Below are 16,582 nucleotides of genomic sequence, written 5' to 3' on the forward strand. Positions count from 1 at the left end.
CGATGAAAGTTGCAATAGAATTAGACAAATACGCCAGAATATTCGATCAACGCCGTAAAAACTTATTTTTGCGCCCATGGATTTGATAAAAGAATTAAAATGGCGCGGAATGGTGCAGGATATAATGCCTGGCACTGAGGAGCAATTGAAAAAGGAAATTACTTCTGGATATATAGGGTTTGATCCAACGGCAACGAGCCTGCATATCGGAAGCCTTGTCCCTATTTTACTTCTGGTACATATGCAAAGGGCAGGGCACAGGCCAATAGCGCTTGTTGGCGGTGCCACCGGAATGATAGGAGATCCGAGCGGCAAAAGTGAAGAGCGGAACCTGCTTAATGAAAATCAATTAGCCGAAAATGTTGCTGGCATTAAAGCCCAGCTTGCAAAATATCTGGATTTTGATCAGTCAAAACCTAATGGAGCATTGATGGTCAACAACTATGAATGGTTTAAAGAGATTTCATTTATTGACTTTTTGAGGGATGCGGGCAAGCACATTACTGTGAATTATATGATGGCGAAGGACAGTGTGAAAAAAGGTTTGACGGAGAAGTGGGTATCAGCTATACAGAATTTGCTTATCAGCTAATGCAAGGCTATGATTTCTATCATTTATTCAAAGAGAACAATTGTAAGCTTCAGATGGGCGGCAGCGACCAATGGGGCAATATTACTACAGGAACAGAATTTGTGCGTCGCAAAGCGCATGGTGAGGCTTTTGCTTTTACCTGTCCGCTTATTAAAAAAGCGGACGGCACCAAATTTGGAAAAACAGAACAAGGCAATGTGTGGTTAGACCCTGAGAAAACCACCCCTTTTCAGTTCTACCAGTTTTGGCTAAACGCCAGCGATGTTGATGCAGAAAGCTGGATCAAAATTTTTACATTTTTAGATGAATCATCCATAGCCAGGCTAATTGAAGATCATCGAAACGATGCTTCAAAAAGATTGTTGCAAAAAACACTGGCCAAAGAAATAACTCTGTTTGTTCACGGCCAGTCTGAATATGAAAAAGCAATTGAAACTACAGAGAAGCTTTTTGCGAATCAATCCAAACCTGCAGATGAAATGAGCATTGACGATCTGGAAAGCATGGCTGGCGTGATCAAATCAAACATTGAAAAGGAAAAGATAGAGGCAGGTATTGATATCGTAAGCCTATTAGCCGAGACCAATGTAGCATCCAGCAAGGGAGAGGCGCGCAAGTTAATCCAAGGGGGAGGCATACAACTTAATCGTAAAAAAATGGATGACATACAACAATCAATTGACTTTGGTTTTCTGTTACACGAAAAATATCTTTTACTGCAGAAGGGAAAGAAAAATTATTATCTGGTTGAAGTAGGTTGATTCGAGAAAATATTAAAATATCCTATCAATTGATAATTCCTTTTTATCAATGCAATTAATTGACTAACTGACAATTAAAAGTATGATAAAAATAAATACAACATATTGTTTATTTGAAAAAAATGTATTATATTTATAAGGAATTGTTGCAAGCCTATAATTACCCTTGTTAAAAGGCAGATGTTTACAAATGAAGCTGTTTATTAGCGTTTGAGTTGGCTGATAAGCGATACTAAAACTTCTAACCTATTGTGCATAACAAATAACCTCTGCGGCTAATACCGGCTTATTTTTTAATACTTCTTGCGCTTCTTAGCCTAGAGGATAAATGCATAGCTTATGAAATGTATATGCCATACTTATTGTAAAAATGCTAACCTCATTTTTACCATTATCTTTTTCTACTCTCTTATATTGCGCTAAGATCATTTTCGCAATAGAGCGGATTATTAAGATCAATTTTATAGCAGAAATCCCTGTTTTTTAAACCACTCTTAAAAAGAGTAGCGGTATCAGGCAAAGTCTGTCTCGCTATTAGATTTTACTTAGTTGTGTATCAATTTATTTCTACTGTATCTCACGAACAGCCGTTGCTAACCATTGAAAGCACCCTTTTGTAAAAAACACCACTCCTTTTCAAGCAACGTTGTCCAAACTCTGAGGAACTTTCGGAAACACCTTTCTCAGCTAAATCACACACTAATGTAAAGACACTTATTTCATCACCTCTAAAATTTTTTTATGAAAAGCACCTACCTCATCGTACCACCATTATTCTATGTAAAGAAAATTGGTTCTATCTTTCAGTTAAGAAGCCCTGCATTGAAGCTGTTGTTTGGCTTGTTATTTTTTATTACCAACACAATCGTCTATGCGCAAACAGTTACATGTAATGTAATGACACCTTTAGTCCAAAATAACTATCCGGCTAATGTAAGTTTTGGCACAACGGGTAGTGTAGGTTTAATTTCAGTATCAAATTCAGAAAATATTGTAAACAGCATCGCTTCCGATTTTGCAACTATAAACACATCGCTGAATGTTGTCGGGGGCGCATATCTTTCTGTTAGCCTATCAGAAGGAAGTTTGCCTAAAGGCTATTTTGCTGGTTTTGAAATGGAAAGCGTGTCATTAATTAATCTTGGTATACTTAATAATATTACAATATCGGTACTGAATAATGGAACATTAGTTCAAGCGAAGTCAGGTCTTGATCTGATTGAGACTGCTGTGATTTCAGGTACCGCAAAGCAAACAATTGGTTTTTTAGTAACAGCGGGGACAGTATTTGATGAAATTAAAATTGACTTTAGCGAAGGTTTCCTTGAGGCCAATATTGGCTCAGTTCTAATTTATAATGCAGTAGTTAAGGGCTTTTGCGCACCAAATCCTGTACTGACAGAATATACTCATTTGGCCAATGACCATGGCAATGATATGGGTGTTGCCGTTAGCGGAGATAATACCGGTTTGATTGGTGCCAGTATTTTAGAGTATTCTCAATCGATGGATAATCTAATTGATGGCGATCATACTAATTATGTGGCGATCAATAATTCTGTAATTAGTGCAAGTGCAGCAAGTTCTGCTTCGTTGGCAGTTGTGACTCCTGCTCATACATTCACGAACGATGAATACGTGGGGTTTATTGTAAAAGGAGACAATGGCCTGATTGATATCGGAGCACTTACTGGAATTGAAATAGCTACATATAATAATGGTGTATTGGTCGAAACTATATCAAATAGTGATTTGATAAATCTAAGCGCTTTAAGTTCAGAGTTGCTATCTGGAATGACCTCGACCGGAACTATGAGTATTATTGGTTTCGCTACCACCGAAGATTTTGATGAAGTGAAGCTGACGGTTGGTAATTTTACAGGTGTTGGAAATGAATTGCAGGTATTTGAAGCATTTGTTGCATCAAACGATGCGCTACCTGTTAATTATGGACCTATAAGCGCAATGATGCAGCATAATATTTTGAAAGTAAATTGGATGACGCTCTTCGAAACAAATAACAAAGAGTTTGTAATTGAAGGTTCTGCTGACGGAAAAAGCTGGATGGAAATTGGCACCGTGATGTCCGGCGCCAGGAATGGCAATTCGGATAAACCACTTGAATATAGTTTTGAAAAAATGTTCGAAAACGTTGCTATGGCTGGATTTTCATTATTGTCTTTTTTCGCATTAGCTATTGTCTTTTTGGCCTTGTTTCCGACAATAAAGAGAAAGAAAACATTCTCAATGCTGCGGCTAGTGATTGTACTAATCGGTATTACAATCATTTCCTGCAAAAAAACTGATGTCCAGGTAGATGTTAGCAAGGAGATGATAAAGTTCATTCGTATTGGCCAGATTGATGCCGATAATACAGTTCACTATTCAAAAGTTGAAAAGATTATTTACAAATAAGATTTCCAATCAGCTAAAAAAATCCATAAAAATTTTATGGATTTTTTTATATTTAGGATACCAAACGCTAACACTTATGAAAAAGCTAACCTCCTTGGCATTATCAGGTGCCTTCGTGTTTTTGTCAGTATTACACGCTAATTCGCAGCAAACTGTTTTTATGGAAAATATAGGTGAAACTTCGGTCGGCACTTCCGAGCCAACTGCGCGCACTTATACCGGATTTCAAAACTATGGAGTAAGGGATATTCAAATTGAAGCACCAACAGGCAGCACTACTAGAATCAAAGACAATTCTAGTACTTCGTCCGGCTATCCAAGCGCATCTGGCGGTAATTATGTTAACATTAGTGGTAACAGTGCGTCTTATTTACGGATTAATCAAATCTATATTCGCGGAGCAACGAATATCAAGCTTGCTTTTGGCGTTAGGAAAGCGAGAACTATGGAAGACGGTAGCTCTTTAATAGTAAACGTAACCGTCGATGGAAATACAGTAACCTTTTCTCCCATTCTGCCTTCTGGCAGCGGAACTACTGGCTGGTATTATTTTCAATCAACGATTACCATTCCGACGGGAAGCGCTATGAACATTGAGTTTTTAAATTCCAGTGTTAACCCCAACTCAGGGAGTTTTGGGATAGACGATATTGTTTTAATATCTGATACTCCTTTGCCCATAAATTTTGGAGAAATTCAGGCTGTTCAGCAACATGGAGAAATGAACATTGGATGGACAACTTTTAAAGAAACGAACAATGATTACTTCGAAGTTCAGTTATCCCGCAATGGTGTTCGTTTTGAAACTATAAAAACCGTCCAGTCTAAAAACGGCAACAGTGAAATGCCTCAACATTATGATACGACTATTTCTATGAGCGGGACAACCATTTTGCTTGGAATACCATTTTTGGTCATCTTATTATTTTTCTCATGGCGCAGGAAATCATGGCCATCATTTCTCCTCGCTGTTATGGTTATTAGTTCAGTAGGAACTGCGTCCTGCACTAAGGGCGAAGCCGGTTTGCAGGAAACTGAAAATAGTCAACTTTTTATAAGGATAAAACAAGTAGATAAAGATGGATCTCAAACTTACAGCAAGGTTGTGAAAGTAATAAACCGTTAATCAATTTTAATATAAGGCGCAATTTTTTCAAAACTGTCATTTGTTTGGGAAACTATATTTCTGACCTCCTCGATAGATTGAAAGTTGCCCTTCTCTTTTCTTTGCTTTAAAATAAGGTAGGCTGTCCGCTTATTAATATACGGATGGCCATTCAATTCGTCATAGTTGGTGGAGTTAATATTTATCTTTCTTATTGAAGTTGAGCTTAGCTTCAATTGCGATTTTATTTTTTGAAAAGTGGAATCAGGTACTCCGTAAGTTTCGCCAACTTGATCTATTGAATAGAAGCCACCGAGTTTTTCACGAAAATTGATAATCCGCAAAGCAAGCTTATTGCCTATGCCATATAAAGATTCATATGCCGCAGCATCGGCCATATTAATTTCGATTATTTTACGCTGGTATTTCGGTTTGTTTTCCGAAATGACAGCATTTGTAGTTGATAATTTCTGATATTTTACATTACTATTCGATTTTGAATGGTTTGCACTTTCGATAGAAATATAGGGCTTCAATCTCTCAAATTCATCTTGCCGTAGGTTATATATCTTCTTAAAATCATCAGGTTTACGAAAGTTTCCTCCCTTGTTCCGGTAATTTAAAATTGTTTTTATGGTTCTGTCCCGAAGCCCGAGTTTCTTAAATCCATCTGAATCTAAGATGTTAGGATCAAAAGTAAAAAGAACAATTTTTGATGAGTTGCCGTCAGCATCTTCCGCTTTATCAATTTGATAATTGGTGGGGCTCACCCCTGGTTCTAAAATTGAATCATTCTCATTCGACGGTTCTTTCAGTTTATGACTTTCAGCAACCAATGAGGAGTCCAAAACTGTTTCGTTTGAACGCTGCGAGCCGAAATTGTAAAAAGGCAAAAGAGCCACAATCAAAACGATAAATAGTATGATTATAATGGCAATACGTTCCTTTTTTGAAAAAGTGGATAACTCTTTTATGGTGTGTTTCAGTCCCATAGTTAGCAGTTTTCATAAATTTACGATTTATACAACCTCCTTTCAAAACTAAATTTGGCAAAATTATTGCTAATAACTTTTTTCCTAATTATTTTTCCACTAACTTTGCAGTCCTTTTTATTTTGGCCAATAAAATTTTTACTTACGAAATGTATTCAAGTAATTGAATTTCAACGGGATTTCTTTTAGAGATAAAAGTCTTCCTTTTTGGCATTTCTATGGTTCAATCATTAAAACCGGTGTAATATTTATGTCTGCTACAAGCGTAAAATCAAGAGTTAATTTCGGTAAAATCAAGCACTTAGCTGAAACACCCGATTTGCTCGAAATTCAAATCCAGTCTTTCAAAGAGTTTTTCCAATTGGAAACCACACCCGATAAGCGCGACATTGAAGGCTTATTCCGTGTGTTCAAGGATAACTTTCCGATTACGGATACAAGGAACATCTTTGTGCTGGAGTTCTTAGATTACTTTATCGATCCGCCCCGTTATTCTATCGACGAATGTATGGAGCGTGGCTTAACCTATGCCGTTCCGCTTAAAGCTAAATTACGCTTAAGCTGTAACGATGAAGAGCATGTCGACTTCCAAACAATCGTTCAGGATGTGTTCCTGGGTAATATTCCTTACATGACACCTCGTGGTACCTTTGTGATCAATGGTGCTGAGCGTGTGGTGGTTTCTCAGTTACACCGTTCTCCTGGCGTATTCTTTGGCCAGTCGGTTCACCCGAATGGTACCAAAATCTACTCTGCGCGTGTCATTCCTTTTAAAGGTGCATGGATGGAGTTCGCTACAGACATTAATAATGTAATGTATGCGTATATTGATCGTAAGAAAAAATTCCCGGTTACTACATTATTGCGTTCTATTGGTTACGAAACGGACAAGGATATTCTTGAGCTGTTTGGTATGGCAGATGAAGTAGCAGGCGAAAGAAAGGCTTTGGAAAAATACATCGGAAAAAGATTGGCTGCTCGTGTGTTACGTACCTGGGTTGAAGACTTTGTGGATGAAGATACTGGGGAAGTTGTTTCTATCGAGCGTAACGAAATTGTGATGGAGCGGGATACCGTGTTGGACGAAGAAGCGATCGACACTATCGCCGATATGGAAGTGAAGAGCGTTTTCGTTCAACGGGAAGATGTGGGTGGAGATTACGCTATTATATATAATACGTTAAATAAGGATACATCTAACAGCGAGCTGGAAGCGGTTCAGTTTATCTATCGCCAATTACGCGGTGCTGATGCTCCTGATAACGAAACGGCTCGTGGTATTATCGATAAATTATTCTTTAGTGATAAACGTTACGATCTTGGAGAAGTAGGTCGCTACAAAATCAACCGAAAGTTGAATATTGATGCGCCTTTGGTACAAAAAACCTTAACTAAGTTAGATATCATTGAGATCATCAAATACCTGGTTCGCCTAACAAATGGTAAAGCAGAGATCGATGATATTGATCACTTAAGCAACCGTCGTGTACGTACAGTAGGAGAGCAGTTGTATGCTCAGTTTGGTGTAGGTCTGGCTCGTATGGCCCGTACCATTCGTGAAAGAATGAACGTTCGCGATAATGAGGTATTTACCCCTGTAGATTTGATCAATGCAAGAACACTTTCTTCAGTGATCAACTCTTTCTTTGGTACTTCTCAATTATCTCAGTTCCTTGATCAAACCAATCCGTTATCTGAAATCACACACAAACGTCGTATTTCAGCGCTCGGGCCAGGTGGTCTAAGCCGCGAGCGTGCGGGCTTTGAGGTTCGTGACGTACACTATTCGCACTATGGTCGTTTGTGTACAATTGAAACGCCCGAAGGTCCAAACATTGGTTTGATCTCTACTCTTTGCGTTCATGCAACGATTAATGAGATGGGCTTTATTGAAACACCTTACCATAAAGTAGAAAATGGTAAAGTGAATATGAAAAAGCTTAATTTCTTAAGCGCGGAAGAAGAAGATGAAGCGAAAATTGCACAGGCAAACGCGCCGCTGGATGATAGCGGAAGTTTTGTAAATGATAGGGTAGCAAGTCGCGAAACGGGCGATTTCCCGATACTTGATAAAAACGAAGTTGAATATATGGACGTAGCGCCAAACCAGATTGTAGGTTTGAGTGCTTCCCTGATTCCTTTCCTGGAGCATGATGATGCCAACCGTGCGTTGATGGGATCAAACATGCAACGTCAGGCAGTTCCGTTATTGCGTCCCGATGCTCCGATTGTGGGCACAGGCCTTGAAGGAAAAGCAGCTCGCGATTCAAGGATCCAACTTCATGCAGAAGGAAATGGTGTGGTTGAATTTGTAGATGCAAATGAAATCCATGTTCGTTACGATAGAGATGTAAATGAAAAGCTGGTAAGCTTTGAGGAAGACCTGAAGGTTTATAAGATGACTAAATTCATCAAAACCAACCAGGAGTCTTGTATTAACCTGATGCCAACTGTGAAAAAAGGGCAAAAAGTAAAAACAGGAGATTTTCTTACTCAGGGTTATGCAACTCAAAATGGTGAACTGGCTTTAGGTAAAAACCTAAAAGTAGCGTTCATGCCTTGGAAAGGTTACAATTTTGAGGATGCGATCGTAATTAGCGAGCGTGTAGTAAAAGAAGATATGTTTACTTCTATCCATATTTCTGAATATGAATTGGAAGTACGCGATACTAAATTAGGTGAAGAAGAATTAACTGCTGATATTCCTAACGTTTCGGAAGAAGCTACCAAAGACCTTGACGAGCACGGTATCATTCGCATTGGTGCGCAAATTAAAGAAGGCGATATCTTAATCGGAAAGATCACTCCAAAAGGAGAAAGCGATCCAACTCCGGAAGAGAAATTACTTCGCGCCATCTTTGGTGATAAAGCCGGTGATGCAAAAGACGCTTCTTTAAAAGCGCCGAACGGAGTAGAAGGCGTGGTAATTGGCAAGAAATTGTTTCAACGCGCTAAGAAAGATAAAAACGGCAAGGTTAGAGAAAAAGCAGCTATTGAAAAGTTAGATAGAATTCACGAGAAGAATGAGCAGGATATATTAAATGTGCTTTTGGAAAAACTGGGTACTTTATTAGAGAATCAAAACTCTGTAGGTGTATTGAACAGTTTCGATGAAGTGGTGATTGGTAAAGGCTCAAAATTCAACGCTAAAAATCTTGCTTCTCTTGATTACGCAAACATCAATCCGCTAAACTGGACTTCTGATGAAAAGATCAACCATCAGGTAAATACTTTATTGCACAACTATAACATCAAGTTCAACGAAGAATTGGGCCGTTATAAAAGAGAGAAGTTCAATATTTCTATAGGTGATGAATTGCCTGCAGGTGTGTTGAAGCTGGCTAAAGTTTACCTTGCTGTTAAGCGTAAGCTGAAAGTGGGTGATAAAATGGCGGGTCGCCACGGTAATAAAGGTATCGTAGCAAAAATTGTTCGTCAGGAAGACATGCCTTTCTTAGAAGATGGTTCTCCTGTTGACATTGTATTGAATCCACTTGGTGTACCTTCTCGTATGAACCTTGGACAGATTTACGAAACTGTTTTAGGATGGGCTGGTAAAGAACTGGGTGTGAAATTCGCTACGCCAATTTTTGATGGCGCATCTACCGAAGAAATTGAAGGATATTGTGCCGATGCAGGTATACCTAAGTTTGGACACACTTACCTGTATGACGGAGAAACCGGAGATCGCTTCCACCAGAAAGCAACTGTAGGTGTTATTTATATGATCAAACTTCACCACATGGTGGATGATAAAATGCACGCACGTTCTATCGGACCATACTCATTAATTACACAGCAACCACTGGGTGGTAAAGCTCAGTTCGGTGGTCAGCGTTTTGGTGAGATGGAGGTTTGGGCATTGGAAGCTTATGGTGCATCTAACATTCTTCAGGAGTTGTTAACAATCAAGTCTGATGATATCATTGGTCGCGCTAAAACATACGAAAGTATTGTAAAAGGTGAAAATGTACCTCGCGCCGGTGTTCCTGAATCATTCAATGTGTTAGTACATGAGTTGAGAGGCTTAGGTTTAGATCTTACGTTTGAGTAAGTCGGGAAGTCAGAAAGTCGGTAAGACCGAAAGACAGAGGATTTATATTCAAGTGTTGAAGAGTCCGCCAGTTGGCGGAACGAAGATGATAGAAGCACAAAAGTTGACTAAATAAAAACTTTTTAAAACGAGATGTAGGATTTGAGCAGCAGCAAGAGTCCTACATCTTAAATCAGAAATAAAAAGATGGCTACAAAAAAGAAAATCGTCCAAAAGCAGCGTTTTCGAAAATAACCATTGGCCTTGCATCACCAGATACAATCTTAGAAAGAAGTTTTGGTGAAGTATTGAAGCCAGAAACAATTAACTATCGTACTTACAAACCCGAACGTGATGGTTTGTTTTGCGAAAGAATATTTGGTCCTGTAAAGGACTATGAATGTGCTTGTGGCAAGTACAAGCGTATTCGTTACAAAGGCATTGTGTGCGACCGTTGTGGTGTTGAAGTAACTGAAAAGAAAGTGCGTCGCGAAAGAATGGGCCACATTAAATTAGTGGTTCCGGTGGTGCATATATGGTACTTTAAATCTTTGCCTAATAAAATCGGTTACTTGTTAGGAATGAGTTCTAAGAAATTAGAAACCATCATTTACTACGAACGTTATGTGGTAATACAAGCCGGTGTGCGCGAAGACAAAGGCCAGGGTTACGGTGATTTACTTACAGAAGAAGAATACTTAGATATACTGGACGCCTTACCAAAAGACAACCAGTATTTGCCTGATGATGATCCGCAAAAATTCATTGCTAAGATGGGTGCTGAAGCGGTTCATGATTTGTTGCAAAGAATTGATCTGGATCAGTTGTCATTCGATTTAAGAAACTCTGCGGCTACTGAAACTTCTCAGCAGCGTAAAGCAGACGCCTTAAAACGTTTGAGTGTTGTGGAAGCTTTCCGCGATGCGAATACACGTATTACGAACCGCCCAGAGTGGATGGTAATGCAATATATTCCTGTAATTCCTCCAGAACTTCGTCCTTTAGTTCCATTGGACGGTGGCCGTTTTGCATCTTCTGATCTGAACGATTTATACCGTCGCGTTATCATCCGTAACAACCGTTTGAAACGTTTGATGGAAATTAAAGCACCGGAAGTGATCTTACGTAATGAAAAACGCATGCTTCAGGAAGCGATCGACTCATTGTTTGATAATAGCCGTAAGTCTAATGCTGTAAAAGCAGAAGGCGGGCGTGCATTAAAATCTTTGAGCGATGTATTAAAAGGTAAACAAGGTCGTTTCCGTCAGAACTTATTAGGTAAACGTGTAGACTATTCTGGTCGTTCGGTTATCGTGGTAGGTCCTGAAATGAAAATGCACGAATGTGGTTTACCAAAAGATATGGCTGCGGAACTGTTCAAGCCATTTATCATTCGTAAATTAATTGAAAGAGGTATCGTAAAAACAGTAAAATCTGCAAGGAAACTGGTAGATAAAAAAGAAGCTGTTATTTGGGATATCCTTGAAAATATTTTGAAAGGCCACCCGATCATGTTAAACCGTGCCCCAACACTGCACCGTTTATCAATTCAGGCCTTCCAGCCTAAATTGATCGAGGGAAAAGCGATTCAGCTTCACCCATTGGTTACTGCAGCGTTCAACGCCGATTTCGATGGTGACCAAATGGCGGTTCACGTGCCTTTAAGCAATGCTGCAGTTTTGGAAGCACAGTTATTAATGCTGGCTTCTCACAACATTTTGAACCCACAAAATGGTACACCAATCACCCTTCCTTCTCAGGACATGGTACTTGGTTTATACTATATTACAAAAGGTAAAAAATCTACTGAAGAAGAACCTGTACGTGGCGAAGGCAAAGCTTTTTATTCTGCGGAAGAAGTAGTTATTGCTTATAATGAAAAGCGTGTTGATCTTCACGCTTATATTAAAGTGAAAGCTAATGTACGTAACAACGATACTGGTGAAATAGAAAATAAGCTGATTGAAACTACCGTTGGCCGTGTGATTTTTAATCAGCACGTACCAAAAGAAGTAGGGTTTGTAAATGCGCTATTAACAAAAAAGGCCCTGCGTGAAATTATTGGTGATATCATTGAAATTACCAATGTACCTAAAACTGCTAAGTTCTTAGATGATATTAAGCAATTAGGTTTCCGCACAGCCTTCCAGGGTGGTTTATCGTTTAGTATTAACGATTTGATCATCCCAGAAATCAAACAGGAATTACTGGATAATGCGAAAGTTGAAGTTGATGAGGTTTGGGAGAACTATAACATGGGTCTTATCACCAATAACGAGCGTTATAACCAGATCGTTGATATCTGGAGCCGTGTAGATACAAGGCTTACAGAAACTTTGATCCGTGAATTGGCGACTGACAAACAAGGGTTCAACTCTGTTTATATGATGTTGGATTCTGGAGCGCGTGGTTCCAAACAGCAGATCAAACAGTTGGCTGGTATCAGAGGTTTGATGGCGAAGCCAAGAAAATCAGGCTCTACAGGTTCTGAGATCATTGAGAACCCGATCCTTTCTAACTTTAAAAATGGTTTGAATGTATTGGATTACTTTATCTCAACACACGGTGCACGTAAAGGTCTTGCAGATACAGCGTTAAAAACGGCTGATGCAGGTTACTTAACACGTCGTTTGGTGGATGTATCGCAGGATGTGGTTATTAACGAAGAAGATTGCGGTACATTACGTGGCATCAATATTTCAGCATTAAAAGATAATGAAGACATTATTGAACCATTATCAGACAGGATCGAAGGCCGTACCTCATTGCATGATGTATATAATCCTTTAACAGAAGAATTGATCATCGAAGCTGGTACAGAGATTTCTGCTTCTGTTGCTAAAAAATAGAAGATTCTGGTATCGAGTCAATAGAAATACGTTCTGTATTAACCTGCGAAAGCAAGCGCGGATGTTGCGTTAGGTGTTATGGTAAAAACCTGGCTTCAGGCATATTGGCACAAAGAGGTGATGCCGTTGGTATCATTGCTGCACAGTCGATTGGTGAGCCTGGTACACAGCTTACACTTCGTACCTTCCACGTAGGTGGTGTTGCCGGTTCTGCTTCGGTAGAATCTAAGCTTGTTGCAAAATTTGATGGTACCATTCAGTTTGATGGCGTACGTTCTGTTGTAACAACAAATGCAGAAGGCGATGATGTAAAAGTGGTAATTGGCCGTACAGGTGAAGCACGTATCATTGATACTAAAGCCGACAGGTTATTAATTACAAATAATATTCCTTACGGTTCTACCTTGTTGGTGAAAGACGGACAGAAAGTTTCTAAAGGGGATGCGATCTGTTCATGGGATCCATATAACAACGTTATCGTTGCAGAGGTAGATGGTATTCTTAAGTTTGATAATGTAATTGAAGGTGTAACTTACCGTGAAGAGTCTGACGAGCAAACGGGTCACCGTGAGAAAGTGGTAATTGAAACAAGAGATAAAACTAAAATACCTTCCATTCTTTTAGAAGGAAAAACAGAGAAGTCTTACAACTTACCTACTGGTAGCCATATCATGTTGGATGAAGGATCTGAAGTGAAAGCTGGTAAGGTGTTAGTGAAGATTCCACGTATTTTAGGTAAACTGAAAGATATCACGGGTGGTCTGCCTCGTGTAACAGAATTGTTTGAAGCACGTAATCCAAGTAACCCTGCTGTAGTTTCTGAAATCGACGGTGTGGTAACAATGGGTGCTATCAAACGTGGTAACCGCGAGATCATTATTGAAGCTAAAGATGGTGTAACCAGAAAATACCTGGTACCTCTTACAAGACAAATACTGGCTCAGGATGGCGACTTCGTAAAAGCCGGTACTTCGTTAAGTGATGGCCAGGTTTCTCCTCAGGATATTCTTTCTATTCAAGGTCCTTTCGCTGTACAACAGTATGTAGTGAACGAGATTCAGGAAGTGTATCGTTTACAAGGTGTAAGAATCAATGACAAGCACATTGAGGTGATCGTTCGCCAGATGATGCGTAAAGTAAGCATTGTTGATCCAGGAGATACTCGTTTCCTTGAAGATGACTTGGTAGATAAATTTGAATTTGTAGACGAGAACGATTATGTGTACGAGAAGAAAGTAGTTACCGAACCAGGAGATTCTACCAAACTTCGTGCAGGACAAATTATCAGCTTGCGTGATTTAAGAGAAGAAAACTCTGTATTGCGCCGCAATGATAAAAAACCTGTTGAGTTTAGAGATGCACAACCTGCAACTTCAGCTCCAACATTGCTGGGTATTACCAAAGCGTCGTTGGGTGTACAAAGTTGGATCTCGGCTGCATCGTTTCAGGAAACAACCAAGGTATTGTCTTCCGCCGCTATACACGGTAAGTCAGATGATATGCTGGGCTTGAAAGAGAACGTTATTACCGGTCACCACATACCAGCAGGTACAGGTCTTCGTGAGTTTGAAAATATGATCGTAGGAAGCAAAGAAGAGTACGAGTTGTTGCAAACAACACGGGAAGCAATGGCTTTCGACGAAGAAGAATAACTAGTTTTATTTATAACAAGAAACGCAAGGAGCAGTATTACTGCTCCTTTTTTGTTTAATAAAGTTGGAGATTTATTTATTAACACTTAACTTTTGGCTCTTATTCCGTTAAGCCTTTCATAAGAAAGAGGTTAACAAGGTTTTTTTCTTTATTTGATTATTATATTGCAGTTTAAAACTATTTGTGATTTATGAAGCAAGCGTTATTAGTTGTAAATGCTTTATTGGTGATTGCGGTTTCGTATTTGTTATATAAGCAGTTTACAAACAGTTCCGATTCGGCTGTTATTGCGGGCAGAAATTTAAAAAGTAACGATTCGACTTCTGTTAAGACAACGCTTATCGCTTACTAATATGGATTCGATTCAGAACAAGTATGAGCTTGCAAAGAAAGTAACTTCGGAAGTAGAAAAAAGGCGGGACGCCATTAACAACGAGGCTGATAAAATGCAGGCTGCGTATAATTCAAAACTAAACGGATATCAGCAAAGAGCTGCAACAATGACCGAAGAGCAGGCTATAGCCGCAAGAGAGGATATGGAGTCAACGCAAAGAACTATGATGGAGAAAAGGCAGGCGTTAGATCAAGAATTCGGGCAATGGGCGAGTTCTAAAAACTTAAGCTTGATGAAGGACATACAAGATTATCTGAAGAAGTTTAATGCAGATGGTACCTATTCATTCATCTTTTCTTATGAACCAGGCTTTTTCTATTACAGCAATCCGGCTAATGATATAACCAGTGAAGTACTTAAAGGTCTAAATCAACAATACAGCTCATCCAGTAAAAAAGAATAGCCTACAAAGCCCATTCAATAATACTGTTCTCCCAATCAGTTTTATAAGGAACACTTACACGGATATAATTATCTGTATAACCTTCCATCATTCCGTTTTTGTTATGATTTTCAAAAAGCACTTTGCGTGTTTGCCCTGCATGTTGCGCTTCGAAGTATTGCATTTTCATGTAAGATAGATTGCGAAGCGCTTTGTTTCTTTCATGACGCGTATGTATTGGTACCACAGGGCCTAAAGAAAGAGCATGCGTATTATCTCTTTCGGAATAAGTAAAAACATGCAGGTAAGAAATATCCAATGCGTGTAAAAAATCATAGGTTTCTTTAAACTCGGTTTCTGTTTCTCCGGGAAAACCAACAATCACATCAACACCAATGGAGCAATGCGGCATTAGCGTTTTTATTAAACCAACGCGTTCTGCATATAATTCCCTTTTATATCTACGTCGCATCATACCCAAAACTTTGTTGCTTCCGCTTTGCAATGGGATGTGAAAATGCGGCATAAATTTCCTGCTGTTTGCTACAAATTCAACAATTTCGTTAGTAAGTAAATTGGGCTCGATAGATGATATCCGAAATCGTTCGATGCCATCGATCTGATCTAATTCTTTTATTAAAGAGAAAAAATTTTCTTCCCTGTTCATAAAAGAAACAGGCGCATTTCCATCCGGGCCTTTGCCAAAATCGCCCAAGTTAATTCCTGTAAGTACAATTTCCTTAGCGCCGCTTGCAGCAATATTTTCAGCACTTTTAACCACATTGGCAATGCTGTCGCTTCGGCTTTTACCACGTGCCATTGGTATTGTACAAAATGAGCAGTTGTAATCACAACCATCCTGTACTTTCAAAAAGTACGTGTTCTGTCGTTTATTGAAAATGATGTATTAAAACCTGTAACTTCCTCAATATCGCAACTGCATATTTTAGCCGAATCTCCTTTCGATATTTCTTTGATATGTTTTGTGATATTGAACTTTTCCGCAGCGCCTAATACCAAATCTACTCCGGGAATTTCAGCTATTTCTTTAGGTTTTAGCTGTGCATAACAGCCGGTAATTACCACAATGCTTTCGGGTGTTTTCCTTTGAATACGGCGCACCAATTGGCGGCATTCTTTGTCCGCATTTTCGGTAACAGAGCAGGTGTTGATCACGTAAACATCGGCGGCCTCAGTAAATTCCTTTTTCACAAACCCTTCATTTTCCATCAGCCGTGAAATGGAAGAGGTTTCGGAATAATTTAATTTACATCCCAATGTGTGAAAAGCTACTGATTTTGCGCCCTGCATAAGGCTGCAAAGGTAGTTTTTTTGATTGAATGGTGAAAAGCTAATAGCGAGTAGTAAGTAGGTCATAGGAAGTAGGTAGCAAGCACGCGCTTATT

Annotated in this window: 10 protein-coding genes and 1 pseudogene; 8 read left to right on the forward strand and 3 right to left on the reverse strand. The window is 39.2% G+C overall.

Annotation, left to right across the window (positions count from 1 at the left end; translation table 11 throughout):
- Nucleotides 1-124 precede the first annotated feature (124 nt).
- The 3 genes and pseudogenes from tyrS to MKP09_RS23310 all read left to right on the forward strand — a co-directional run bounded on the left by tyrS (nt 125) and on the right by MKP09_RS23310 (nt 4,894).
- Nucleotides 125-1,353 (forward strand): annotated as a pseudogene (tyrS, locus tag MKP09_RS23300) (tyrosine--tRNA ligase).
- Between the two features lie 741 nt (nt 1,354-2,094).
- Nucleotides 2,095-3,768 (forward strand): hypothetical protein, encoded by a 1,674-nt coding sequence (locus MKP09_RS23305; RefSeq protein WP_240832956.1) that lies wholly within the window; start codon nt 2,095-2,097, stop codon nt 3,766-3,768.
- Nucleotides 3,746-4,894: a hypothetical protein gene (locus tag MKP09_RS23310; RefSeq protein WP_240832957.1), complete on the forward strand. Its 1,149-nt coding sequence runs from the start codon at nt 3,746-3,748 to the stop codon at nt 4,892-4,894. Before MKP09_RS23305 ends, MKP09_RS23310 begins: the two co-directional genes overlap by 23 nt.
- Here the strand turns inward: MKP09_RS23310 and MKP09_RS23315 are convergent.
- On the reverse strand, nt 4,891-5,865 hold the full coding sequence (locus MKP09_RS23315; protein ID WP_240832958.1) for a ComEA family DNA-binding protein: 975 nt from the start codon (nt 5,863-5,865) through the stop codon (nt 4,891-4,893). The genes MKP09_RS23310 and MKP09_RS23315 overlap by 4 nt on opposite strands.
- Before the next feature lie 250 nt (nt 5,866-6,115).
- On the opposite strand from MKP09_RS23315, the gene rpoB reads away from it, so the two are divergent.
- From rpoB to MKP09_RS23340, 5 genes are all read left to right on the forward strand, one after another.
- A complete protein-coding gene (gene rpoB, locus MKP09_RS23320) occupies nt 6,116-9,919 on the forward strand; it encodes a DNA-directed RNA polymerase subunit beta (RefSeq protein ID WP_240832959.1) in 3,804 nt (1,267 codons plus the stop codon).
- A gap of 260 nt (nt 9,920-10,179) precedes the next feature.
- Nucleotides 10,180-12,747, forward strand: coding sequence for a DNA-directed RNA polymerase subunit beta' (gene rpoC, locus MKP09_RS28740; RefSeq protein WP_240833370.1), 2,568 nt, complete (start codon nt 10,180-10,182; stop codon nt 12,745-12,747).
- A gap of 104 nt (nt 12,748-12,851) precedes the next feature.
- Nucleotides 12,852-14,399, forward strand: coding sequence for a hypothetical protein (locus MKP09_RS28745; RefSeq protein WP_240832961.1), 1,548 nt, complete (start codon nt 12,852-12,854; stop codon nt 14,397-14,399).
- A gap of 191 nt (nt 14,400-14,590) precedes the next feature.
- A complete protein-coding gene (locus tag MKP09_RS23335; RefSeq protein ID WP_240832963.1) occupies nt 14,591-14,752 on the forward strand; it encodes a hypothetical protein in 162 nt (53 codons plus the stop codon).
- Between the two features lies 1 nt (nt 14,753).
- Nucleotides 14,754-15,197 carry an OmpH/Skp family outer membrane protein gene (locus tag MKP09_RS23340; RefSeq protein WP_240832965.1) on the forward strand — a complete coding sequence of 148 codons (444 nt, stop codon included), beginning with the start codon at nt 14,754-14,756 and terminating at the stop codon, nt 15,195-15,197.
- A gap of 1 nt (nt 15,198) precedes the next feature.
- Here MKP09_RS23340 and MKP09_RS23345 read toward each other — a convergent pair whose 3' ends face one another.
- Complete coding sequence (locus MKP09_RS23345; protein ID WP_240832967.1) at nt 15,199-16,047, reverse strand: MiaB/RimO family radical SAM methylthiotransferase; 849 nt, start codon at nt 16,045-16,047, stop codon at nt 15,199-15,201.
- The gene (locus tag MKP09_RS23350; protein ID WP_240832969.1) at nt 16,044-16,487 is read right to left on the reverse strand and encodes a hypothetical protein; all 444 of its coding nucleotides are present in this window, start codon (nt 16,485-16,487) and stop codon (nt 16,044-16,046) included. Before MKP09_RS23350 ends, MKP09_RS23345 begins: the two co-directional genes overlap by 4 nt.
- Nucleotides 16,488-16,582: the final 95 nt, after the last annotated feature.

It is taken from the genome of Paraniabella ginsengisoli (assembly GCF_022513635.1).
GTDB classification, from domain to species: Bacteria; Bacteroidota; Bacteroidia; order Chitinophagales; family Chitinophagaceae; genus Niabella; species Niabella ginsengisoli.

Excerpts from the sequence above, each read along its gene's own strand:
- MKP09_RS23350 (WP_240832969.1), bottom strand. The coding sequence starts at position 16,487 with ATGCAGGGCGCAAAATCAGTAGCTTTTCACACATTGGGATGTAAATTA.
- MKP09_RS23315 (WP_240832958.1), bottom strand. The coding sequence starts at position 5,865 with ATGGGACTGAAACACACCATAAAAGAGTTATCCACTTTTTCAAAAAAG.
- MKP09_RS23340 (WP_240832965.1), top strand. The coding sequence starts at position 14,754 with ATGGATTCGATTCAGAACAAGTATGAGCTTGCAAAGAAAGTAACTTCG.
- MKP09_RS23335 (WP_240832963.1), top strand. The coding sequence starts at position 14,591 with ATGAAGCAAGCGTTATTAGTTGTAAATGCTTTATTGGTGATTGCGGTT.
- MKP09_RS23305 (WP_240832956.1), top strand. The coding sequence starts at position 2,095 with ATGAAAAGCACCTACCTCATCGTACCACCATTATTCTATGTAAAGAAA.
- rpoB (WP_240832959.1), top strand. The coding sequence starts at position 6,116 with ATGTCTGCTACAAGCGTAAAATCAAGAGTTAATTTCGGTAAAATCAAG.